The sequence below is a fragment of the Roseovarius bejariae genome (assembly GCF_009669325.1).
GTDB classification, from domain to species: domain Bacteria; phylum Pseudomonadota; class Alphaproteobacteria; order Rhodobacterales; family Rhodobacteraceae; genus Roseovarius; species Roseovarius bejariae.
This window is the reverse complement of record NZ_SZWE01000001.1, coordinates 2420996-2443822: the sequence shown is the minus strand read 5'-3', so window position 1 is coordinate 2443822 and position 22827 is coordinate 2420996. Positions and strand designations below refer to the sequence as shown.

The window sequence follows — 22827 nt, the reverse complement described above, 5'->3', positions numbered from 1 at the left end:
TTTACTCCGCTGCTGTCACACTGTCCCAATCCGATACCGGCGCGCCTTGCGCCCCGTCATCGGTGACGCGGGAAATTTCGGCGGACAGGTATCGCGCCAAGGCGGCAACATTCGGATCAAGCACCATGCTGTCGTGATCGCCGGGCACTTCGATCACCTGCACCTTGAGCGCCCATTGCGCCCACTGATTATCGTGGAAGACATACTCGCGCGCCGCGCTCACCCAATGGCCGCCCGACACCGTCCAGTGCTTATCCAGCGGCGGACGGAACAAGAGCAGCGGCCCATCCCAAGGCTTCAGGTCATATTGCGCCACCGCCTGACGGAAGGCCGTCTCGATCTTGTGGTTGTTGAAGCCCTGTGCATCGTCGCTTTGGATTTGCCGCTTGCGCAATTCCCACTCAAGGCGGTTCATGGCCCATTCCTTGAAATACCCCGGCCCCTTGCGCTTGATCTCGGCCAGCTTGATCAGCGCCTTGTCACGGCGCGATAGATCGGGCCGCACCGGCAAGGGCGTGTCCAACATACACAGCAAGGCAACCTTGCCGCCCTCGGCCTTTACCTGCTGGGCCATCTCATAGGCGGTGATCCCACCGCCTGAGAAACCACCGAACAGATACGGCCCCTCCGGCTGCACCTGACGAATCTCCGCCAAGTAATCAGCCGCAGCTTCTTCAACGCGCCGGTGCGGCTCGTCCTCGCCCACAAGGCCCTTGGCCTGCACACCATAAACCGGCTGATCCTCGCCCAACTGCTGCGCCAGGTGCCGCAGGTTCAGGACATTACCGAACATGCCCGCCACGATGAACAGCGGCGGCTTGCGCGCCGCATCGCCTTTGTTCAGCGCCACAAGATGGGTAAAGCTCTGCGGCTGTGCGGGCGCGGCAACGGCCTCGCCCCCCTCCGCTTCCGCCATAGGCCCAGTCTGCGCCTCGATCCGCGCGGCAATCGTCGCGATCGTCGGCGCCTCGAACAGAACCGAGATCGGGAATTCCACCCCGAACTCCTTCTTGATCGTCGCGAACAGGCGTACGGCAATCAGGGAATGACCGCCCAGATCAAAGAAGCTGTCCTCAGCCCCCACCGGGCTGACGCCCAACAGTTTCTCCCACTGTTTGGCCAAAACCTCTTCAATGGCATTGCGTGGCGCCAGGAAATCCCCGTCCAGATCGGGCCGCTCGAAACTCTGGCCCTCGCCGCTGTCTGCAACCTCACTTACCTCGGCCTGAGCAATCATTGCCTCAAGGTCCAGCGAACTGACCACAACCTGCGACAGGCCCAGCCCCATCGCCCGGCGCAGGGCCACGGCCCCCTCATCGGGGCGAATGCCTTGGCTGATGTTGTGCAACAACCGCTCTTCATCCGCCGACAAAGGCGCCGCCGCGCCACCCTCCGCGAACTCCACCTCCGAAGGTGCAATCGGCGCGGGCTTGCCGAACCCTTCGACACTGGCCAGCCGCGTGATGCGGAAATTCTCGATCTCCACGCAAACCTTGCCGCGCGCATCACACAGCGAAATATCAAAGCTGGCGCTTTCCCCTTGGGCCTCGCCCAAGCGCACCCAGCTGACCACCTCGCCGGGTAGCGGGCGCAAGACCCGCACCGTGCCATAAGACAGAGGCACCCAAAGGTGATCGCCCTTGTAGCCGGGGATCAACCCCATCGCCCAGCCGGTCGCCGGATCCAGCAGACCGGGATGCAGGATATACCCCGCCTCCAGATCGCCCATACATGCCTCGGGCAGGCTCAACCGCGCCAAGCCTTCCGCTTGGCCCAAGGCCATCTCGCGCAACACATGCCAGCGCTCCCCGAACTCAAGATGCACCTCTTGCGGGGCCTTCAAACGGCCCCCCGCCTCGGCCACGCGCGGCACGACACAGCGTTTTTCAACCGCCGCGATGTCGATCCACTTGGACACGGCTCCGGAAAGGGGTGTCACATTGGCCTGCGCATTCAAAACCGTGCCCTCACGGCCTTCCACGGTACAGGCCCCGCGCAACTCCACCTCGGGCCCATCCATGTGCAGTTCCAGCGCGCGGGTCTCGCCCTCGGCCACATCAAAGGCCCGCAGGAAATGCAGATCGCTGATCTCGAACGGCGTGGTCTGTCCGCGTGCGGCCATGGCCTCGGCCACCAGTTCGATAAACCCGGTGCCGGGCAACAGGGCATCGCCCGCCTTGGTCCGGTGCCCGTCGATCACCCAATGGCTCTTGGCGCTGAACGTGGTGCGGAACCGCGCGCCGCCCTCGGCCTCATCCAACAAAGGCTGATCCACGGCGCGCCATTCCTCTTTGCTCTCACCCGTGCGCGCGGCCATGGCATCGGCGGCCATACCCACTTCGGCCCAGACGCCCCAGTTGACGCCAATCACCTTGGTCGCATCGCCCTTGCGCGCCTTGGCATAGGCGTTGAGGTACTCATTCGCGGCAGCGTAATCCACCTGACCTGCCGGCCGCGTCACCGTACTCGACGAGGCAAAGAGCACCAGCACCTCAAGGCTGCCATCGGGGAACAGCCCCTCCAACACCCGCGTCCCGGTGATCTTGGGCGCGAATACCGCGTCCATCTCCGCCTCTCGCTTGGCCAGAAGCGGGCCATCGTTGATGACCCCGGCGGCATGAATGACGCCCGTCACAGGGCCAAACCGCCCCTCGACCTCGGTTTTCACCTGCGCCATGTCCTGCGCATTGGCAATATCGCCCGAAACGGCAATCACCTTGCCGCCCAAGCCTTCAAGCTCTTGGAGCGCGCGAATACGCTTGGCCGTGGCGTCATGGCTGGCATGCGCCATGAGGTAAGCCTTCCACTCGTCGCGCGCAGGCACCCCGCCACGCGACAAGAGCGCCACACTGGCCCCGTAGTTCTCCAGCAAGTCCCGCGCAACCGTCAGGCCGATCCCGCCAAACCCGCCGCTGATCAAATAGGTGCCGCCCTCGCGCCAAACCGGGGCCTCGCCTGCATCCGTCAACTCAACCGGCGCATAGCTTTTCTCGAACCGCTTACCCCTGCGCAGCACCGCCTGCCAGTTGCCCGGAGTCGCGGTGATCTCTTCCATGACTTGGCTCACCACCCCCTCGGGAAGTTCGAACACCCGCTCAGGCTTTCGGAAAAACCCACCCTTCACCTCACGCGGCAGTGGCAGGGCAATATCCAAAACCCCGATGCTCAGCCCCGGTACCTCGCGCGGGACCACCCCCGCCGAAGCTGCAACAATCGCTTTCTCAGGATACGGCAAGACCTCATCGGAAAGCTGTTCGGCCCCGGTGGTCACAACGCTGATATGCACCGGAGTTTCCAAATCCCGCTCGCCCAAAACCTGCGCCAGATGCGTCAGGCTAAAGACCCCGTGTTCCATGTTGCGGTCAAAGAAACTGCTACCCGGGCGGAAACTCTCATCCCGCGTCACCAGCCAGAAATGCCCGATCCGCTCCGGCATCTCCCCGGCCTCGTCCAGCATGGCAAACAGGCTTTCATATCCCGCGCGCCCCATTTCCGGCGCAAGGCTATAGCGCCCCGGCCCAAGCGCCTGCGTGGTATCGCCCGACACCACGCGCACCACGCGATGGCCCGCGCTGTCCAACCGCTCGGCGGCCGCCTCGGCAACCCCGGCGTCGTCCATGAAGAACAGCCAGTTTTGCACCGGCAGGGCGGCCAAATCCGCATCGGCCACCAGTTCCGACTCGGCAAAGCGCGGCACCCACTTGGCCCGCCAGCCCCAGTCGGCCATGTCCTCCTGCCGCATCAAGGCGCGCGGCGCGGCCTCGGAAACCGCCGCCGTGCCCGGCTCGATGAAATAGCGTTTGCGCTGGAAGGCATAGCCCGGCAGCGGCAGGCGCTGCCGCTTGGCCTCGCCCCAAATCTGGCTCCAGTCGGCCTCAACGCCACAGGCCCAAAGCCGCCCGATCACGCCTAGGAAATAGGCATCGTCGGCCATATCCTGATCCGGGTGCCGCAGGCTGCTGAGCACCTGCCCCGGCGCCACCTCCGGGCTCATCTGCGCCAAGGAGCTCAGGGCCTTGCCCGGCCCGACCTCCAGATACACGCGCCCCGGCACTGCGGCCAAAGCTTCCACACAGGCGGCAAATTCCACCCGGTTGCGCAACTGCGCGGTCCAATAATCGGGGCTTGTGGCCTCCTCGGCGGTCAAAACCGCGCCGGTGCGGTTCGACATCACCGGAAGGTTCGGCGCATTCAACTCAAGCCCGGCCAGGAACTCACGGAACTTCGCCAGAATCGGGTCCAGCATCCGCGAATGTGCGGCAATATCAATCGCCACGCGGCTGTATTCGGCCCCCATGGCATCCAACTTTTCGGCCAAGGCATCCAGCGCCGCATCCGGCCCCGAAACCGCGCTCAGTTCCGGCGCGTTCACACTGGCGATATCCAGATCATCGCCCACCAGCGCCTCGATCTCGGCCACCGGCAACGAGATACTCAGCATCCCGCCCTTGGGCACCGTATCAAACAGCCGCCCGCGCAGCAGGACCAGATCAATACAATCCTCGAATGCCATTACTCCGGCCAGACAGGCCGCCGTGTTTTCCCCCATGGAATGACCGACCAGTGCAGCGGGTTTCACGCCCCACGACATCCACAACTGCGCCAACGCATATTCCACGATCATGATCAGCGGAAGCTGCACCGAGGGTTGCTTCAACCGCTCCCGCGCCGCCTCGGCACCGCCCTCTTCGGGCATCCAGAGCGCACGAATGTCATAGTCCAACTGCGCCTGAAGATGGTCCAGCCCCCGGTCCATCCACTCGGCGAACACCGGCTCGGTCTCATAAAGGTCCCGCGCCATATCCACGTATTGCGCACCGCCGCCGGGGAACATGAAGACCACCTCGGGCGATGGCCCAAGCGCGTCATGCGTGAACACCCGCCGGGTGTCACCCGTTTCCAGCAACTCTGCCGCCTCGAGCGCGGATTCGGCCACCAGAACCCGGCGCTTGCCGAACGCCCGCCGCCCCTCTTTCAGGGTCCACGCCACGTCGGCCAAATCCGCCTCCGGGTTGGCCCGCAAATGCGCGGCCAAAGCCCTGGAATTGCCTTCCAACGCCGATTTGCTCCGCCCCGACAGGCACAGCACATGGAAGGGCCAGTCGGACTCGTCCGAAGGCCCCCGCGCGGGTGCTTCTTCCAAAACGGCATGGGCATTGGTCCCGCCAACGCCCAGCGAATTGACCCCGGCGCGACGCGGGCTGCCGCGCCCGTCCCAATCGCGCAAGCTGTCGTTCACCGCAAACGGGCTGGTCTCGAAATCAATCGCCGGATTCGGCGCTTCATACCCAAGGCTTGGCGGCATCTGCTTGTGATGCAGGGCAAGGCTGGCCTTGGTCAGGCTGGCCACTCCCGCCGCCGTGTCCAAATGGCCAATGTTTGTCTTGACCGATCCGATCCGGCAATACCCGGTCGCATCCGTCCCCTTGGAAAACGCCTCGCTCAGGGCCGACACCTCGATCGGATCACCCAGATAGGTGCCGGTCCCATGGCATTCCACGTAATCCACGGTCTCGGGCGATACGCCAGCGTTCTCTAACGCCTTGGACACCGCCGCCGCCTGCCCATCCACCGAAGGCGCCAGATAGCTGGCCTTGTCGGCCCCGTCGTTGTTCACGGCAGACCCACGGATCACTGCCCAAATGTGATCGCCATCCGCCACGGCATCGCTCAACCGGCGCAGCGCGACACAACCCGCACCGCTGCCAAAGACCGTGCCCTTGGCGCGATGATCGAAGGCATGGCAGTGCCCATCGGGCGACAGGATCTCGTTTTCCTTGAAGACGTACCCCCGGCCATGCGGCAACTCGATGGTCACCCCCCCGGCCAAGGCCATATCGCAATCGCCCTGCCGCAGCGCGTTACAGGCATAATGCACCGCAACCAATGAGGTCGAACAGGCCGTCTGAATGTTGATGCTCGGCCCCTTGAGGTCGAGGATATGACTGATCCGCGTGGCCAGGAAATCCTTGTCGTTGCCCGTATGGCGCAACAGGAACATGCCCACATCGTCCAACAGGCCGGGATTGGAGCAGATGTTGAAATAGAAATAACTGCCCATGCCACACCCGGCATAGACACCAATATCCCCCTTGAAGCGCTCCGGCATGTGCCCCGCGTTTTCAAGCGCGCCCCAAGTGACCTCCATGAACTTGCGATGCTGCGGGTCCAGAATGGCCGCTTCCTTGGCGGAAAAGCCGAAAAACTCGGCGTCGAATTCGTCAAACGCCGCCATCCGCGCCGCCGATGCCACGTAATCCTTGTGATGCATGCGCTCCGGCGTTTCGCCTGCAGCAAGCAAAGCCTCTTCGTCCAACGGCTCGATCGATTCGATCCCGTCGCGAAGGTTATCCCAAAATTTATTTACCGTGGGCGCCCCCGGCAGATCCACCGCCATACCGACAATCGCAATCGGGTCTTCCCCCCCGGATTGCATGCGTTCGGACGTTACCCACTCATTAACCGCATTCGACATGTCTTCAGACCTGCAAATGCCCCCATACTCACGATACACGAGCCGACACAAACGCGCCATAGTGTTGAGGCATGTCCCGCCGCAGGCCCTCCCCTTAAATAATTGATTTTATGTAGATTTTAATTCTACAGCCCCAGGCTGTCGCATTGATACCCGACAACGATACATTGTGAGTATAGCGAATTATTCGTGGATGGTGAACAATCTGCCACAATTCACCTCATCCAAAGCACCAAGGCGATAGAATCGCCGCTACATCACCGTGCGCCGCCGCGACCTGTTCCGCGTCCCGCCAATCATCGGTCCATCCCCCGTGAAGGGGCGCGGTGTTTGCTCGCGGCCGAACCGCAGGGTCTCGGCATAGCCAAGCACCGCCCCGGCCACCAGCCAGACGACCGGCACCAGCGTATCGTTCAGCAGCATGTCCACCATGGTCGCCCCCAGGATCAGGGCCATTGGCGTGGCGAACGGCGACAGGGACCGCCCTGCTTTGCCGATCTGCATGAACAGCATCACCATCGGCAAGGCCAGTAGCCCCATTTCACACAGGTATCCCACCCAGCCAAACGTGCCGAAGGTCAAAATCCAACGCCCATCCGGAATCGACAGGATCTCCCCCGTCGCCATATGCCGCACAAGGTTTCGGCCCCATCCGCCCCAGCCGAACAGGTCCTTTTCATGCGCGCGTTGCAAAAGCGCGTTCTCGTTGTCGAACCGATAACCAAGGGAATGCGCCCGATCCGGGCTGATCGCCTCGGCCTGCGCAAGGATCGCATCCAATGGAATAAGCCCCAGATTGCGCAACATCGGCCATGAAATCGCGACCATGGCCAGCACCACCGCAAGCAACGCCTGCCACCGATACGGCACAAGAAAGACCATCGGCACAAGACCCAGCGCATAAAGCTGTGAGGCAAGGCTTTTGCACAGGTACAGGACGATCAGCAGGTAAACCACCGCCACCATCCAGCGGCGCTGTTCTGCCCCTTCGGTGTTGCGCGCCAAGGCCACCGCCGACACAAGCGCTGTCACCATGAACAAGGCCAGCCACAGGGCATGGGGCAAAAAGACGATGGGCCGGAAGCCCCCATCGCGCATCATCTGCGCGAAACTGTGCTGGAAGAACCCGTAAATCCAGGTGTTCAACTGCGGACTGAATCGAATCTCGAACAGCGAGGGAACGGAATAGGCCAGCCCGCCAATCGCAAAGGCCAGAGCCAGTTCCCGCAGGCCCTTGTCCGTACCCAGATACTGCCGCCCCAACAGGAACGGCAGCAAGACAATCATCTGGTTGGACAGGACCGAAGCCATGTCGATCAACCGCAACCCCGGCAGGCTTCCGGTCTCGAAAACAATCGGATCGGCCCCTGAAAGCACCTCGAAGACAATCGGTTCGCGGTTGGTCAAAACCGTCGGGATCGCCACCAGGACAAAACCCAGCGCCAGAAGCGCCGTGAACGTCGAGCGCGGCCAGATCCGCACCTTGTCTCTGAGAATGAACAGCGCACCGCCAAAGGCACAAATGCTCGAAATCGAGAACTTGTCCATATCCGGCACCAAGGGCAGGTCGAACTCGGCAATCGGCGGCAACACCAGGTAAGCCCCCAGAATGGTCCAGATCACCGCACGCTCGGGCGACAGGCGCCTGAACAGCACCACGCTGACCAGCGGCCAGAGCATCAAGGCGAGATAGGCAATCGGGTTGGGCATATCGGTGTTTTAGCGTCCTGCACGGGCCTCTTGGGCCGCGACAGTACCACCGCGCCGCGCCCACGTCGCCCCTCTCGTTTCAGGATACACCGTTTCGGGATTGGCAATGGCCCCCTTGCAACGCCCCTCTGGCCTTGACGCGAATTTGCCCCTAAAACCGCCAAGGGGCCACGGGGTAACGGAGTATTCAGCGTGCAATTCGCCTTCCGCGATCAGGTCATCACCGTCAACCGGCCCAGTCGCGCGGGCCTCATGGCCGACATCCGCCAAAAACTTGAAGCGCGCGAGGGCTTTGCCCTGGCCACCATTAACCTCGATCACATCGTCAAGATGAACGCCTCGCCCGCCTTCACCGAGGCCTACGCGGCCCAGGATCTGGTGATCGCCGATGGCTGGCCCATCGTTACGCTGTCGCGCATCGCGCGACAGCCGGTCGATCTCATGCCCGGCTCCGAACTCATCGTTCCCCTGTGCAAGCTCGCCGCCGAAACCCGGCGCACGGTTGCCTTCGTCGGTAGTACAGACAACACGCTATCCAAGGCCGCGCAAACCCTCATGGCTGATATCCCCGGCCTCACCGTGGCCTATACCCACGCGCCACCCATGGGCTTTGATCCGCAAGGCGAGGCCGCCGCGCAGATCTGCGCCGATCTCAAGGCCCAAGGCATCGGCCTGTGTTTCCTCGCCCTCGGCGCACCGAAACAGGAAACTTTCGCCGCCCGCGCCCGCGGCCTTGCACCCGAGACCGGCTTTGCCTCCATCGGCGCGGGCCTTGATTTCATCGCAGGCCAGCAACGCCGCGCGCCGCTTTGGGTGCGCAAACTGAAAATGGAATGGCTCTGGCGCGCGCTCTCCAGCCCCCTGCGCCTCGGTCCGCGCTACGTCAAATGCCTTGCCGTATTACCGGGACGGATGCTCGAAGCGCGCCGCAACCGCGCCTGATCACTTGTATTCCACAAGGCTCTGTTTGCGGCCCCTGAGCCGCGACAGGTAATAGCCCAGCGCGCCCTGCGCCTCGGCAAACTTTCCCAAAACAATAAACATCGCTCGCGTCCAATCCCCATCCCGCAGGCCCAACCGGACCACCTGCGCCGGATAGGCCAGCGCCAAGATCACCCCCAACCAAGGCGACACTAAAAACGCGCCCAAAATCACCACGGGCAAAACCGCCCCCCCCAACAACGCCCGCCGGGTTTCGCGCACCCAATGCTGCTCGGGCGGCGCCCCATGCAGGGCCGCGCCTTCGGCAAAGGCATGCCCCGCCCGCTTGCTCCGCGTCCACCACTGGCCAAAGCGCGTCATCGCCGCGTCATGCCATGTCATTTCCGCATCCAGCCGCTCGATCCGCCAGCCCGCCGCGCGCAACCTGACACAGAGTTCCGGCTCCTCCCCGGCGATCAAATCACCGTTGTAGCCATCCACCGCGCGCAGCGCCTCCACCCGCATCATCGCATCACCGCCACAGGCCAATGCCGGTCCGATGGGCGTATCCCATTCCGCATCGCACAGGCGATTGAAAACACTCGCCTCCGGGAACCTCTCCCGCCGACGCCCACAAACCACGGCCAACCCCTCGTCGGCCTTCAACCGCGCCACAGCGGCGTCAATCCACCCCTCCCGCAGCGCGCAATCCCCATCCAGAAACTGCACCAGTTCCGCACCATCGATCCGGGCAATCCCCGCGTTGCGCGCCCGCGCCGCCGTAAAGGGCCGGCCCCGGTCCAGATCGACCACCTCGGCGCCATACTCCCGCGCCGCCTCGATGCTGCCATCGGTCGAGCCGGAATCAACGTAAATCACCTGCGACACGCCCTTGGGCAAGGCCTCCAGACAGGTCAGGAAGCGCGCGCCCTCGTTGCGCCCGATAATGACGATGGCCAAGTGATCAAGGCTCATGCGCCTGCCTCCAGATACCGCAGGTACCCTTCGGACCGCACCATGAAACCCTCCGCCTCCAAAGCCGCGAAACTCTGATCCTCGCGCGCGGCATCCGACCACAGGCTCAAACCCTCGTCGGCAAAGGCTTCCAGCCGCTTGGCATCTTCGCCATGCACACTCACCCCGCGCGCCAGCGTATCGGCATCCCGCGCCGCCGCATCACCCGCGAACTTGTAATGCAGGATCAGCCCCGTGAAATCGGCACAGATCACCCCGGCGCTGGCGTGGGGATGCACCCCCGGCTCAACACCCTCACCCACGAAAACAAGCGGATGCTTGGTCAGGCAACAGTCCTCCCCGAAGACGCGCTTTCGCACCCCGCCGAACATCACTTTGATCCGATCACTGGCCACGCTGTTCTGGCCCAGCGCATAGCGAAACGACACCTCCGGCGAATGGTAGTCATACCGCGCGACTTCCCGCAGATCGTGAAAGCGAAACCGTTCCACGCTCTCGGCCAAGCTCCACCCCGCCGCCGCCCGCAAAGGCCCGTCCGGGAACATCTCCAACATCTGCGCCACAAGCGCCGTTTGCCCTCGGCTTTCCAGATAGCGCACCAAGCCGGGCAACCCGATCCGCTCGGCCCCCTCGAAGGTGAACTGCTCGTCCATATCGGCATAAAGACACCAGCGCCCCGCGCAATGCACCTTGGCGGCATGGTTGCGAAACCGATTTTCCACCTCACCCCACGGCAGGGTCGATTGCAGCACCACGCAATCCGCCTCATCGCGCAACCGCTCCAAGGTGCCATCGCTCGACCCATTGTCGCAAAACACGAACCCAGCCGCGCCTAAGCCCCGATAATAGCGCAGGAAGTCTTCCAGGTAATACGCCCCGTCCCGCACCAGCGCGACAACGACCACATCACCGGGCTGGCCCACAGGCCCCGCCGTCCCCTGCACATGCCGCAAGGAGCGCTTGAACCGCCGCCCCTCACGCCACAACCGCCAGCGGCGCGAAAGCTTTTCCAAAAGGCTCATCCGCCCAACACCCTTTGCACCAAGACAACCACCGCCACCGGCACCATCATTACATGCAGCACGTAATCAAACCAGTTGCTGCTGCCCCAGCCCATGACCCAGGCCACCTGCCCCAGAACCGCCACAAGCGGCAGGAACGGATTGCCTGTCAAAGCCCCGTAAAGGCAAACTGCCAAAACCATCACACCAACAGGGATCGGCGCATAGCCCAACCTGTAAGGGTCCACCGGAAACACCCCCATCGAGGCCGCCAGAAACGCCACGTAAAGCCCAAGGAAAACGACAATCTCAAGCGTCCCGAAGGACACCACGGGCAGGCCCAGACTGCCGCCCATGTGCCGCAGGGCCAAAGCGGGCAACATCACTCCGAACGGCGCCAACACAGCGACCAAGCCACCGGGCACCAAGGTCTCGCGCGCCAAGCCCACCACCGCCAAGCCCACCGCGGCGCCCAAGGCAACGGCCAGCCACGGGGCCACGACACAGCCCGCCAGCGCGAAAACAACCCAAGCCAGCACAAGCCCCAAGGCGATATTCGCCAAAACTCCACTCATTGCGCAGCCACCCATGCCGCGTTGAAGACGACCGTGCGAATGCCGCGCTTGGCATCATGCGAATAACTCAGCAAAAAAGTATCCCCCATCCGCCGCAACATCGGATAGCGCGCCCCGGCGGCGGCAGGCTCCAATACGTTTAAAACCCGCCACGTCGCGCCCTCATCCTCAGACAGCAACAGGCGTAAATCCCCCGCACCCTTCACGTCATTGGCCACCATCAGGATACGGCCCGCGCCAAGGCCAAGCGCCGCCACCGGCGCGCTTGGGTTCGCCATGCCGGTCTTTTCCGCCACGCTCCAGCTTTGTCCGCCATCCTGCGTCCGCGACAGCCACACCCGGTCCGAGCGGTCGAAATCCCGCAAAAACGCCACCGCGCGCGACTCGTCCAATGGCACGATCATCGGCTGAATCATCTTGCCCGGTCCGGCAATCCGCCGCGTATCGCGCACCCGGCCTTCCGGCCCGAAGCGCACCAAGGTCCCATGCGTGCCACCCATCTCGAAATAAGCCGGCAAGGCATGGGAGCCATCGGCATAGTTCACCATCGGCGATTTTACCAAATGCGAGCGGTTCAGGAACGGCGACAGGTTCAACTTGCGTGCCGACACCGGGCCACCCGGCCCCATTTCCACATCCGCGATCGAGGCCATGGCCCAGCCACCAACCGAAACCACCGTGGCATAAACAGAAGACTCCCGCGCCTCGTTCTCCACCACATTGCCCAGCGTCACCACCAACTGCCGCGGGTCCATCGCCGCACCAAGGCCATCGCGGGTGATATATTCCGCAGGTTTCCCCGCCTGCCACCCGTCAGTGCCCTGACGCAATTCGACACTGTGAATATCCACATCCGGCTGCGCCTCGGCCGAGCCTTCGAACCACGCAATCCGCGCGCCCTGTTCCTCCAGCAGGATCGCCGGCGCATGGGCCACGCCCTTTGACACCGCATAGTCGAACACCCGCTCGAATACCGGCTCGCCCGCGGCCTCAACCCGCGCGGGCAAGGCAAAACGCCACTCCAGCGGCCGGTCGCGCCACATGGCATAGCCACTCAACGCGACACTCACCAAACCCAGCGCCAATATTACCAGATGCACAGCACCCAAGGCCTCAGCTCACCTTCATCACGATCTTACCGATATGCGCGCCGCCCTCCATATGGGCATGCGCCGCCGCCGCCTCGGCCAGCGGAAACTCGGAATCCATCACCGGCGCCACGCGCCCGGCCTCCAACAGGGGCCAGACATGCGCGCGCAAATCCTCGGCAATCTCCGCCTTGGCCTGATCGCTCTGCGGGCGCAAGGTGCTGCCGGTGATCGTCTGCCGCTTCATCATCAGCGGCGCGAAATTCACCTCCACCTTGGGGCCTTGCAGGAAGGCGATCTGCACCAACCGCCCTTCCTCGGCCAGGGCCTTCAGGTTGCGGGGCAAATACGATCCCCCCACCATATCCAAGATAAGGTTGGCCCCGCCTTCGCCCTTCAGGACCTCGACGAAATCCTCATCACGATAGTTGATCGCCCGCTCGGCGCCCAACTCGGAACACTTGGCGCATTTCTCATCCGACCCGGCCGTGGCAAACACCCGCGCTCCCAGAACCGAGGCCAGCTGAATCGCCGTCGTGCCAATCCCGCTCGACCCGCCATGCACCAAGAAACGCTCGCCCGCTTTCAATCCACCACGCTGAAACACATTCGACCATACGGTGCAAAAGGTCTCGGGCAGGCAGGCCGCCTCGCGCATCGCCATACCTTCCGGCACCGGCAGGCAATGCGCGGCGGGCGTGGCCACGTATTCGGCATAGCCGCCGCCGGGTAGAAGCGCGCAAACCTTGTCGCCCACGGCCCAACCGCTCACGCCTTCGCCAAGGGCGATAATCTCGCCCGAGGCCTCAAGCCCCGGCAAATCGCTTGCCGTGGGGGGCGGCGCATACATGCCTGCCCGTTGCAAGGCATCGGGGCGGTTCACCCCGGCCCATGCCACCTTGATCACCACCTCGCCCACGCGCGGCGCGGGCACAGGCCGCGTGCACATCTTCAACACCTCTGGCCCGCCGGGCTGACTGATCTCCACGGCGTTCATCGTCTGGCTCATTCCGCTCTCCCTCACTCGCCGCGCCACTGGCCCGGCATGTCGTGCCGCCCGCTTGCCTGCGGCGCACGGACCTTGTCCAATATCTTGAGCGGCCCGGCAAACACTTGGCTCAAAACCTTGTTGTCCCGCACCTGCGCCTTGACCTTCTCGAACTGCATCACATCGTCGATCCGCCGGTCCAGAAAGTCCCACGTCGCCTGATACCCGGGGCTGTCATCCCCCAACCAATAGAGAACGGTCGAGGAATAGACCCCCGAGAGCGTCGCCCGCTTGGTATACCAATTCACATCCTCCGAGGTATCGCCCAGCGCCACCCAAATCTTGTCACAGGTGCCCCAGATCGCCTTGGCACCGTCGCCGGCATATTGCGGCAAGGCAAACAGGGTCACACCACGCTGCACCAACTCGCGATCCTCGACCGCCTCCAACCGCGCCCGCACGGCAAATGCCACCCGATCCCGAAACCGCATTTCGCTCAGGTCCGTGGCCGTCAACCGCTCCAGCATCAACTCGTCGCCTTCCGCGTGATAGGCCAGCGCCAGATCGACCGCCCCACGCGGGCAAACCGCCTCGGCCACCCCCGGCGCCACGCCGGATTCGGCCACCGCCGCCTCAAATGCTGCGGCGCTCCAGCCATCAAACGGCACATGCAGTTTCACCGCCTCCAGCAGCGCGGTTATCGTCTCGCGGTCGGACATATCAAAGCCTCCACTTCTGTTACGCGCCACCCTAGACAAAAGAGTAACGCTTTGCTATACGGCCACTTCCTGCAATTCCATGCAACATCAACTTAGAAAGGTGGTGACACCACATGCAGGTTAGTGTTCGCGACAACAATGTCGATCAGGCGCTCCGCGCCCTGAAGAAAAAGCTGCAGCGCGAAGGCGTGTTTCGTGAAATGAAGCTCAAGCAACATTTCGAGAAACCCTCCGAGAAAAAAGCGCGCGAGAAAGCCGAAGCGATCCGCCGTGCCCGTAAACTGGCACGCAAGAAAGCCCAGCGCGAAGGTCTGCTCTAAGACCTCTCTCGAAAGCTTAGAACACATAAAGTCAGACGACCCCCGGGCAGCCGCTTCGGGGGTTTGTCATTTCTGAGGCCCCGATTTCTTCAAAAGAAATCGGACCGAAATCTTTTCAAGATTTCGCCCCCGTCCCAGCGCCCGTAGTGCGCATTTACTGCGCACCACCTCCCAACTCATCACTCCGTACAAAACTCACGTACGTTTCGTACAACTCTCACCGCGCGCCCTGTTAACACCCCGGGCGTACCGACGCCCATACCGACGCGATACCGACGTGATACCGACACATTACAGCATGGGGTTTTCGCCGTTAACCCAAGGGCTTACTCCCGATTCGCGGCCTCTCCTGCGCGATCCGTTAATGCGCAAGCCACCGCCGAGCCTCCGTTGCGCCCCCTTGCCCGCTGCGCCCCCGTGCGGTAACGCATCCTCCAGCCTCATTGCCACAGGACTCACCATGAAACGCCTCAATGCCGCCGATCAGCTTCTATTCGGTCTGGCCTTCGCCAGCCTTCTGTTCACGCTGCTCTACTATCTCGTAGGCTTTGTTCAGGAATTCCATGACGGTTTCGCACAAGAGGACGGCCCGATCGAATGGTCGACCGCGATTTTCCTTTTTGTTTCCAGTCTGGTACTGGCCCGACGCAGCATCACGCAGGCCCGCGACGGGGCATGGGTGGCAACCCTTCTGGTCGGACTTTACGCCTTTTTGTTCTTCTTCGCCTCGGGCGAGGAAATCTCGTGGGGACAGCGCGTCTTCGGCTGGGAAAGCAATGAATTCTTCGCCCAGAATAACTACCAGAACGAAACCAACCTGCATAACCTCGTGGTCGGTGAACAGCAGCTCGCAAAAACCCTCTTCGGGAGTGTGTTGACCACCGTACTCCTGCTTTACCTCGTGGCATTGCCGCTGATGTATAACAGGTTCAACTGGGTCAAGAGCTTCGCCGATACCCTCGCTATCCCCGTTCCCGGCCTGCGCCACGCAGCCCTTGCATTCGGGGCCAGCATTTTAATCGCCTTGGTCGATCTGCCCCGCAAGTGGGAGGTTTACGAGTTCGTCTTCAGCGTGATCGCCTTGTCCATCTTCATCGCGCCGACCAACTCGAACCGTTTCGAACCACTGGTAGACGAATGACATAAATCACTGAATTAATTAAATAATTTCATCTTCATCAAACAAGGGAGCCGCGTCAAGATGCGCGCTTATCCCTTCAAGGGCTTCCTCGGCCTTGGGCGTTTGCGCCACATGGAACAATGCGTCGCCCTCATAAACATTGGGCATGTTGGTACGGCCAATCACGATGCCTTCGTGGTCGCAAATGACCTCTCTTTCGACCTCGCCGAAGGGGTCTGAAATCGCGCCCAGAACCGTGCCGGGCGATACCCTGTCACCTGTTCCGTGGTAGCCCCGGAACAGCCCGCCGGCCGGGGCGCGATACCAGGTTGAATCGCCACAAAGAACCGGCTCTCCATGCCGTTTCGGAACACCTTTTTTGGCAATCATTCCAAGATGATGCATGACCCGCAGGATACCCGATGCCCCGGCCCGCGCGGCCAGTTCGTCAAACCTCTGCCCCTCGCCACCTTCATACAGCAGGACATCGACCCCCGCCTCCTCGGCGGCCATTCTCAAGGAGCCTTCCCGCAGGTTCGATTGCATCATCACCGGCGCACCAAAGACCTTGCCCAACTCCATGAGACGATCATTGCCCGCCGTCAGGCGAATTTGTGGCAGGTTTGTCCGCTGCACGGCCGCCGAATGCAGATCGATCCCCACATCTGCGCGGCTGACCACCTCGCGCATGAAGATGTGGGCAAGCCGCGACGCCATGGAGCCCTCGCTCAGCCCCGGGAAACACCGGTTCAAATCGCGTCGGTCCGGCAAGTACCTGGAATGATTATGAAAACCAAAGGCGTTGACGATCGGCACAGCCAGCAAAGTACCCGCCATATTCTTCAGCGGCGCGGCCTTCAAAAGCCGCCGGACGATCTCGACCCCGATCACCTCATCGCCATGAATCGCTGCCGACACGAACAAAACCGGCCCCGGCTTCTTACCATGCACCACATGCACCGACAGGTGTACCGGCGTATGATCCGAAAGCGTGCTGACAGGCACATCCACCGTCTGCCGGGTCCCCGGCGCAATGCTTGACCCGTTGATCTGAAAGGACTCGCGTTTTGCCATCTGCTCATTACCTCACCGTTGCGCAAAGGGCTTAGGCAAAAACCCGGCGCCTGTCCATCCAAGACCCCAGACAAAAAGGCCCCACCCGAATGGGTGAGGCCTTGAAACCATTGATTTAACGCGGCTTTCAGCCCGGCATCTTGGTCGTGCGCAGATAGGGCAGAACCACCTCAACCTCACCAAACTTCTCACGCGCCTGCTCGTCGTTAAGCGACAATGCCACGATCACATCCTGCCCATGCTCCCAGTTGGCGGGCGTGGCAATCGGGGTCTCGTAAGTGGCCTGAAGCGCATCAAGCGCGCGCAGCACCTCGGCAAAGTTGCGGCCAACCGACATCGGATAGGTCATCATCAACTGCACCTTCTTGTTGGGCGCGATGATGAAAACGCTGCGCACGGTCGCGCTATCGTTGGGGGTGCGGCCATCCGGCAAATAAGCCTCTGCCGGTAGCATATCCAAGGCTTTCGACACGGCCAGATCCTCGTCGGCAATAATCGGGAAACCAGCGGGCGCACCCGAGGTTTTCTCGATATCGCCTTTCCATTGCTTGTGCTCTTCGACCCCGTCGACCGAGATACCCATGACCTTGCAACCGCGCTTTTCCCATTCGTCGGCCAATTGTGCGACAGCCCCGAATTCCGTGGTGCAGACGGGGGTGAAATCCTTGGGATGCGAGAACAGGATGGCCCAGCTATCGCCGATCCAGTCATGCAGGGTCAAAGTGCCTTGGTCGGTTTCAACGGTCAGGTTCGGAATTTCGTCGTTGATGCGCAGTGCCATGTCAGCATGTCCTTTTTTTTGCTTGCAGTCAGCCCGTATTCAGAATTTGATCAAATCCCTGAGCCAGTGTCCTTTTATCCAACCTTGCAGGCCGGCGGTTCCCCTGACACAGTGCCGCCAAATTCACGGAGGTCCACCATGATCGAGAAACGCGAATTCTACATAAACGGTGCTTGGGTACAACCAACTGCGCCAAATGATCACAATGTGATCGACCCCTCGAATGAAGAGGCCTGTGCGGTCATCTCACTGGGGTCCCAAGCCGATACCGATGCGGCCGTTGCCGCCGCCAAGGCCGCCTTCCCGGCATGGGCCGCCACCTCGAAGGAAGACCGAATCGCAGCCCTGCAACGCGTCTATGACGCCTACAAAGAGCGGGCCGAGGATATGGCGCAGGCCATCAGCCTTGAAATGGGCGCCCCCATCGAGATGGCGCGTCAACAACAAGTCGGCGCCGGACTGGGCCACCTGAAATCTTTCATCACCGTCGCCAAGGATTTCGAATTCAACGAACCTCTGGGCGATCACGCCCCCAACGACCGCATCATTCACGATCCCATTGGCGTGGTCGGTATGATCACCCCTTGGAACTGGCCGATGAACCAAATCACCCTGAAGGTCGGTGCCGCCCTTGTCGCGGGCTGCACCATGGTTCTCAAACCGTCCGAGGAATCGCCCCTGTCGGCGGTGATCTTTGCCGAGATCGTCGATGCAGCGGGTCTGCCCAAGGGCGTGTTCAACATGGTCAACGGCGATGGAGTGGGCGTGGGCAGCCAACTGACCGCGCACCCGGATGTCGATATGATCTCTTTCACCGGTTCCAGCCGCGCGGGCAAGATCATCTCGAAAACCGCCGCCGACACGCTCAAGCGCGTCAGCCTTGAGTTAGGTGGCAAAGGCGCCAACCTGATCTTTGCGGATGCCGATGAAAAGGCCGTGAAACGCGGTGTCCTGCACTGCATGAACAACTCCGGCCAATCCTGCAACGCCCCCACCCGAATGCTGGTGCAGCGCGAGGTTTATGACCAAGCGGTTGAAACCGCGGCAAAAGTCGCCAATGGAATTGCCGTCGGCTCGTCGCATGACGAAGGCCGCCATATCGGCCCCGTGGTGAACGAGGTACAGTTCGACAAGATCCAAGACCTCATCCAGAAGGGCATCGACGAAGGGGCCCGCCTTGTCGCCGGTGGCACGGGGCGCCCCGATGGGTTGAACCGCGGGTTTTACGTCAAACCCACGGTGTTCGCGGACGTGAACAACGACATGACCATCGCGCGCGAGGAAATCTTCGGCCCGGTTCTGTCGATCATCCCGTTTGGGACCGAAGAAGAGGGCCTGCAAATCGCCAACGACACGCCCTATGGCCTGACCAACTATGTCCAGACGCAAGATCCCGCACGCGCCAATCGTTGTGCCATGGCTCTGCGCTCGGGTATGGTCGAGATGAACGGCCAGTCGCGCGGCATGGGTTCGCCTTTCGGTGGTGTGAAACAATCCGGCATCGGGCGCGAAGGCGGCAAATGGGGCATCGAGGATTTCCTTGAAGTCAAAGCCGTCTCCGGCTGGACCGAAGGCGCCTGACACGACCATGACCACACGCGCCTACGTCCTGCACCTTGAACGGGCCACGGCCCGCCGTGCCAATGCGCAGGCGTTGCTAAAAAACTGCGGGCTGGACGGCGAGATCTGGGCCGCCGTAGATGGCGCGAAATGTCCGCCGGAAGACTTGGAAAACGCGGTCGGGACGGGGCTTTTCAACCCGCCCTATCCCTTCCCCCTGAAAACCGGCGAGGTGGGCTGTTTCCTGTCGCACCGGCAGATTTGGGCCGACATGCAAAAGCATAAGGCCAAGGCATCCCTGATCATCGAGGACGACGCGGGCCTTGATCCCGAAGGCTTTGCACAGGCCCTCGCATTGGCCGAACGGCATGTCGAACACCTGGGCTACATCCAGTTCCAGACACGCGCGCCCAAAGGCCCCGTCACATCCATCGACACCGCCGGGGACAAGACCCTGATCGTTCCGCAACTGGGCGGCCTGCGCACCACCGCCCAACTGGTCAGCCGCGACGCCGCCGCCCATCTTCTGGCGCTCTCGGCGCCATTCGACCGGCCCGTGGATACCTTCGTACAAAGCCATTGGCACACCGGCCTGCGCCCGGCGATGATCTATCCCTCGGGCATCTCGGAAATCGCCGATCAATTGGACGGTTCCACCATCCAACAAAGCCGGAAGTCCCTACTCGAACGCCTCTCGCGCGAGTGGAAACGCGCCCGTTTTCGCCGCAATGTTGTGACCCTTTCGGAACGCAGCCGCGCCCCCGCAACCGGCGGTATCTCAGGAGGCCCCGCATGATCATTTCCCGCCTCTTTGGCGGCGCCGGCAACCAGTTGTTCCAATACGCCGCCGCCCGCGCCCTGACCGACCACCTCGGCACAGAGTTGGCCCTTGATTCGCGCTATGTCGCGGGCTCCGCCGATCGCGGTGATTGCTTCGAGCATTTCAAGAACGCCCGCTTCACCCGCACCGACCACCTGCCACCGGCCAAACCAGATGGCGCAATCCGCTATGCTCTCTGGAGGAAATTCGGGCGCAACCCGCGCTTTCACCGGGAACAATCCCTTGGCTTCGACGCTGGATTCTTCGACCTGCCCGACCAGACCTACCTGCACGGCTACTGGCAATCCGAAAAATACTTTCAAGGTATCGCCGGGCAGATCCGCGAGGACCTGCGGTTTACCACACCACTCGACCAGCCGAACACCGATATGGCCATACGCATCGCCGAAGCGCCCTGCCCACTCGCTCTGCACGTCCGGCGCGGCGACTACGTGGCCTCGGGCGCCTATGCCGCCTGCACGCCCGAGTATTACCGCGCAGCTGTCCGCCATGTGGCCGAAACCACGGGCAGCGCCCCCACCTGTTTCGTGTTCTCCAACGATCCCGCTTGGGCGCGCGACAACCTCGCGCTTGGGTTTGACACGGTGATCGTCGATCACAACGATGAAACCACGGGCCATTTCGACCTGCACTTGCAAACCCTCTGCGCCCATAACGTGATCGCCAATTCCACCTTCTCGTGGTGGGCGGCATGGCTCAATGACAGCCCCGGCAAATGCGTGGTCGCACCCAAGGACTGGTTCGCACCCGACCATCGGCAAAACCCCGATATCTGCCCGCCGTCATGGCACCGCCTCTGACACCGCTTTCCCCCCGGCCAGAAAGCCACTAAGACAGCGCCATGGAAATCACCCCCGATATCGCCAAGACCCGCTTCCTGCCGCAAACCGTGCACAAGCGCGATATCTTCTCGGAAACCATCTCGGGCACACTCGAAGGCTATCCAGATTTCCCCGTCGTCCTGCGCAAGCTTGATGGCGTGCCCATCTACGCCAAACCCATCGCGTGGGCCCTCGCCCGCAAGGAGATCAAGGGCCTGCGTGCGGTCCAGGGAATCGAAGGGTGCCCGCTACTGGTGCGCGTCGACAAAACCGGCCTCTTGCGCAGTTGGACCAAGGGCACTCCCCTGCAACTGGCCAAACCCACCAACCCTGAATGGTATCGCGACGCCAAACGCCTTCTGCGCGAGATGCGCCGTGCCGGTGTTACCCATAACGACATCGCCAAACCCCAGAACTGGCTGATGACCCCCGAGGGCCGCGCCGCGGTGATCGACTTCCAACTCGCCTCGACACATCGCCGCCACGGCAAACTTTTCCGCGTCATGGCCCGCGAAGACCTGCGCCACCTGTTGAAACAGAAACGCGCCTACGCGCCACACCTGCTGACGCCCTCGGAAACCCGGATGCTGACGCAGAAGGCCCTGCCGGCCCGCCTCTGGATGGCCACCGGCAAGCGGCTTTACAATTTCGTCACCCGCCGCCTGATGAACTGGTCCGATGGCGAAGGCACCGAAGACCGGATCGAACGCGACGGCCCCGCCCTGCGCGCCGCCCTCTTGGCACATCCGCAGGTCACAGGCGTCGCGCTCTGCACCTACGCCCTGCCTGCCAAGGGCGTGGGTCTCTATGCCTTTGTCGAAACCACCCTGCCGGTGGACGACCTCGAACGCCTTGCTCCCTCCCCCAAGCCCGAGTTGATACAACCCGTTTCGACCCTGCCGCGCGATACCGATGGCGCCCCCCGCATGGATGCCCTCACCCTCATCGCCACCAATCGCCTCGACGAGCTCGAACAGCTCAGGGCCCAGAATCCAGCCCTCGCCGAAACCCTTGCACCCATCATCGCCAAGCGCCTCAATCTGACCGACAGGGTCTTGCGCGCCTAAGCCGCTTCATCTTTCCAAAAATACTCTCGCCGAAGGCCCCCATCCGCCACGCGCGCGCGGTTGCACATCCCCACAACACCTCTTTGGCCCGGACACGGGTGGGTGGGAAACCGGGCCAAAGGGCCCCTAAAACGGCGCTTTGGCGCGGAATTTCATCCCCTCACCACCATCAGGATGACGCAACCGTAATTCCTCGGAATGCAGCATCAGGCGCTCCTGTTCGCGCGCCTCGCCCTCGGCATATAGCGGATCACCCAGGATCACATGGCCAAGCGCCAGCATATGCACCCGCAACTGGTGGCTCCGCCCGGTCTTGGGAAACAGCCGCACGCGCGTCTCCCCGTTACCATGGCGCTGCACCCGCCAATCGGTCTGCGCGGGTTTGCCGGTTTCATGGCATACCTTCTGCAAGGGCCGGTTAGGCCAATCCACGATCAGGGGCAGGTCAACCGTGCCGGTCTTTGGCTCCAACCGCCCCTCGACACGGGCCACGTAGATCTTTTTCACCTGCCGCTTCTCGAACTGCAGGCCAAGGTGCCGCTGCGCATGGGGCGTCAGGGCAAAAACCATCACCCCCGAGGTATCGCGGTCCAACCGATGCACCAGAAGGGCCGTGGGGAAAACTTCCTGCACCCGCGCAATCAAACAATCGGCCAGATGCGGCCCCTTGCCCGGCACCGACAACAACCCCGAAGGCTTGTTGACGACGACAATCTCATGGTCCTCGTGAATCACATCCAAGGGCGTATCGGGGGGTGCATAATCACTCATTCCCGCCGCTTACACCAAGC

At 62.3% G+C, this 22827-nt stretch carries 18 protein-coding genes; 7 read left to right on the top strand and 11 right to left on the bottom strand.

What is annotated here, in order from left to right; translation table 11 throughout:
- Nucleotide 1 precedes the first annotated feature (1 nt).
- The gene (locus tag FDP25_RS11730) at nt 2-6436 is read right to left on the bottom strand and encodes a type I polyketide synthase (protein WP_425500523.1); all 6435 of its coding nucleotides are present in this window, start codon (nt 6434-6436) and stop codon (nt 2-4) included.
- A 291-nt stretch (nt 6437-6727) separates the two neighbouring features.
- A complete protein-coding gene (locus FDP25_RS11725; RefSeq protein ID WP_154151925.1) occupies nt 6728-8185 on the bottom strand; it encodes a hypothetical protein in 1458 nt (485 codons plus the stop codon).
- A gap of 192 nt (nt 8186-8377) precedes the next feature.
- Here FDP25_RS11725 and FDP25_RS11720 point away from each other — a divergent pair, with 192 nt between their 5' ends.
- Nucleotides 8378-9127 carry a WecB/TagA/CpsF family glycosyltransferase gene (locus FDP25_RS11720; protein WP_425500511.1) on the top strand — a complete coding sequence of 250 codons (750 nt, stop codon included), beginning with the start codon at nt 8378-8380 and terminating at the stop codon, nt 9125-9127.
- Here FDP25_RS11720 and FDP25_RS11715 read toward each other — a convergent pair whose 3' ends face one another.
- The 6 genes from FDP25_RS11715 to FDP25_RS11690 are packed head-to-tail and all read right to left on the bottom strand — an operon-like array spanning nt 9128 to nt 14452.
- On the bottom strand, nt 9128-10081 hold the full coding sequence (locus tag FDP25_RS11715) for a glycosyltransferase family 2 protein (protein WP_154151923.1): 954 nt from the start codon (nt 10079-10081) through the stop codon (nt 9128-9130).
- Nucleotides 10078-11103: a glycosyltransferase family 2 protein gene (locus FDP25_RS11710; protein WP_154151921.1), complete on the bottom strand. Its 1026-nt coding sequence runs from the start codon at nt 11101-11103 to the stop codon at nt 10078-10080. Before FDP25_RS11710 ends, FDP25_RS11715 begins: the two co-directional genes overlap by 4 nt.
- Nucleotides 11100-11657 (bottom strand): hypothetical protein, encoded by a 558-nt coding sequence (locus FDP25_RS11705; protein WP_154151919.1) that lies wholly within the window; start codon nt 11655-11657, stop codon nt 11100-11102. Before FDP25_RS11705 ends, FDP25_RS11710 begins: the two co-directional genes overlap by 4 nt.
- Entirely contained in the window at nt 11654-12757 is a 1104-nt protein-coding gene (locus tag FDP25_RS11700; protein WP_154151917.1) for an exo-alpha-sialidase, read from the bottom strand. Before FDP25_RS11700 ends, FDP25_RS11705 begins: the two co-directional genes overlap by 4 nt.
- A 13-nt stretch (nt 12758-12770) precedes the next feature.
- Nucleotides 12771-13754 (bottom strand): NAD(P)H-quinone oxidoreductase, encoded by a 984-nt coding sequence (locus tag FDP25_RS11695; protein WP_154151915.1) that lies wholly within the window; start codon nt 13752-13754, stop codon nt 12771-12773.
- A gap of 11 nt (nt 13755-13765) precedes the next feature.
- Nucleotides 13766-14452: a COQ9 family protein gene (locus tag FDP25_RS11690; RefSeq protein WP_154151913.1), complete on the bottom strand. Its 687-nt coding sequence runs from the start codon at nt 14450-14452 to the stop codon at nt 13766-13768.
- A gap of 113 nt (nt 14453-14565) precedes the next feature.
- On the opposite strand from FDP25_RS11690, the gene rpsU reads away from it, so the two are divergent.
- Together rpsU and FDP25_RS11680 are read left to right on the top strand one after the other, a co-directional pair.
- Entirely contained in the window at nt 14566-14772 is a 207-nt protein-coding gene (gene rpsU, locus FDP25_RS11685; protein ID WP_005614280.1) for a 30S ribosomal protein S21, read from the top strand.
- 460 nt (nt 14773-15232) lie between these two features.
- Complete coding sequence (locus tag FDP25_RS11680) at nt 15233-15913, top strand: hypothetical protein (protein ID WP_154151910.1); 681 nt, start codon at nt 15233-15235, stop codon at nt 15911-15913.
- Nucleotides 15914-15931: 18 nt separating this feature from the next.
- Here the strand turns inward: FDP25_RS11680 and FDP25_RS11675 are convergent, their stop codons facing one another.
- Nucleotides 15932-16966, bottom strand: coding sequence for a succinylglutamate desuccinylase/aspartoacylase family protein (locus FDP25_RS11675; protein WP_154151908.1), 1035 nt, complete (start codon nt 16964-16966; stop codon nt 15932-15934).
- A gap of 127 nt (nt 16967-17093) precedes the next feature.
- Entirely contained in the window at nt 17094-17747 is a 654-nt protein-coding gene (locus FDP25_RS11670; protein ID WP_154151906.1) for a peroxiredoxin, read from the bottom strand.
- A gap of 138 nt (nt 17748-17885) precedes the next feature.
- On the opposite strand from FDP25_RS11670, the gene FDP25_RS11665 reads away from it, so the two are divergent.
- Genes FDP25_RS11665 through FDP25_RS11650 form a run of 4 tightly spaced genes read left to right on the top strand, consistent with a single transcriptional unit; the run spans nt 17886 to nt 22036 of the window.
- A complete protein-coding gene (locus tag FDP25_RS11665) occupies nt 17886-19328 on the top strand; it encodes an aldehyde dehydrogenase family protein (RefSeq protein ID WP_154151904.1) in 1443 nt (480 codons plus the stop codon).
- Nucleotides 19329-19335: 7 nt separating this feature from the next.
- Nucleotides 19336-20103, top strand: coding sequence for a glycosyltransferase family 25 protein (locus tag FDP25_RS11660; RefSeq protein ID WP_154151902.1), 768 nt, complete (start codon nt 19336-19338; stop codon nt 20101-20103).
- Entirely contained in the window at nt 20100-20948 is an 849-nt protein-coding gene (locus FDP25_RS11655) for an alpha-1,2-fucosyltransferase (protein ID WP_154151900.1), read from the top strand. Before FDP25_RS11660 ends, FDP25_RS11655 begins: the two co-directional genes overlap by 4 nt.
- Nucleotides 20949-20989: 41 nt before the next feature.
- On the top strand, nt 20990-22036 hold the full coding sequence (locus tag FDP25_RS11650; RefSeq protein ID WP_154151898.1) for a serine/threonine protein kinase: 1047 nt from the start codon (nt 20990-20992) through the stop codon (nt 22034-22036).
- Between the two features lie 126 nt (nt 22037-22162).
- Here the strand turns inward: FDP25_RS11650 and FDP25_RS11645 are convergent, their stop codons facing one another.
- Nucleotides 22163-22807 (bottom strand): RluA family pseudouridine synthase, encoded by a 645-nt coding sequence (locus FDP25_RS11645; RefSeq protein WP_154151896.1) that lies wholly within the window; start codon nt 22805-22807, stop codon nt 22163-22165.
- Nucleotides 22808-22827: the final 20 nt, after the last annotated feature.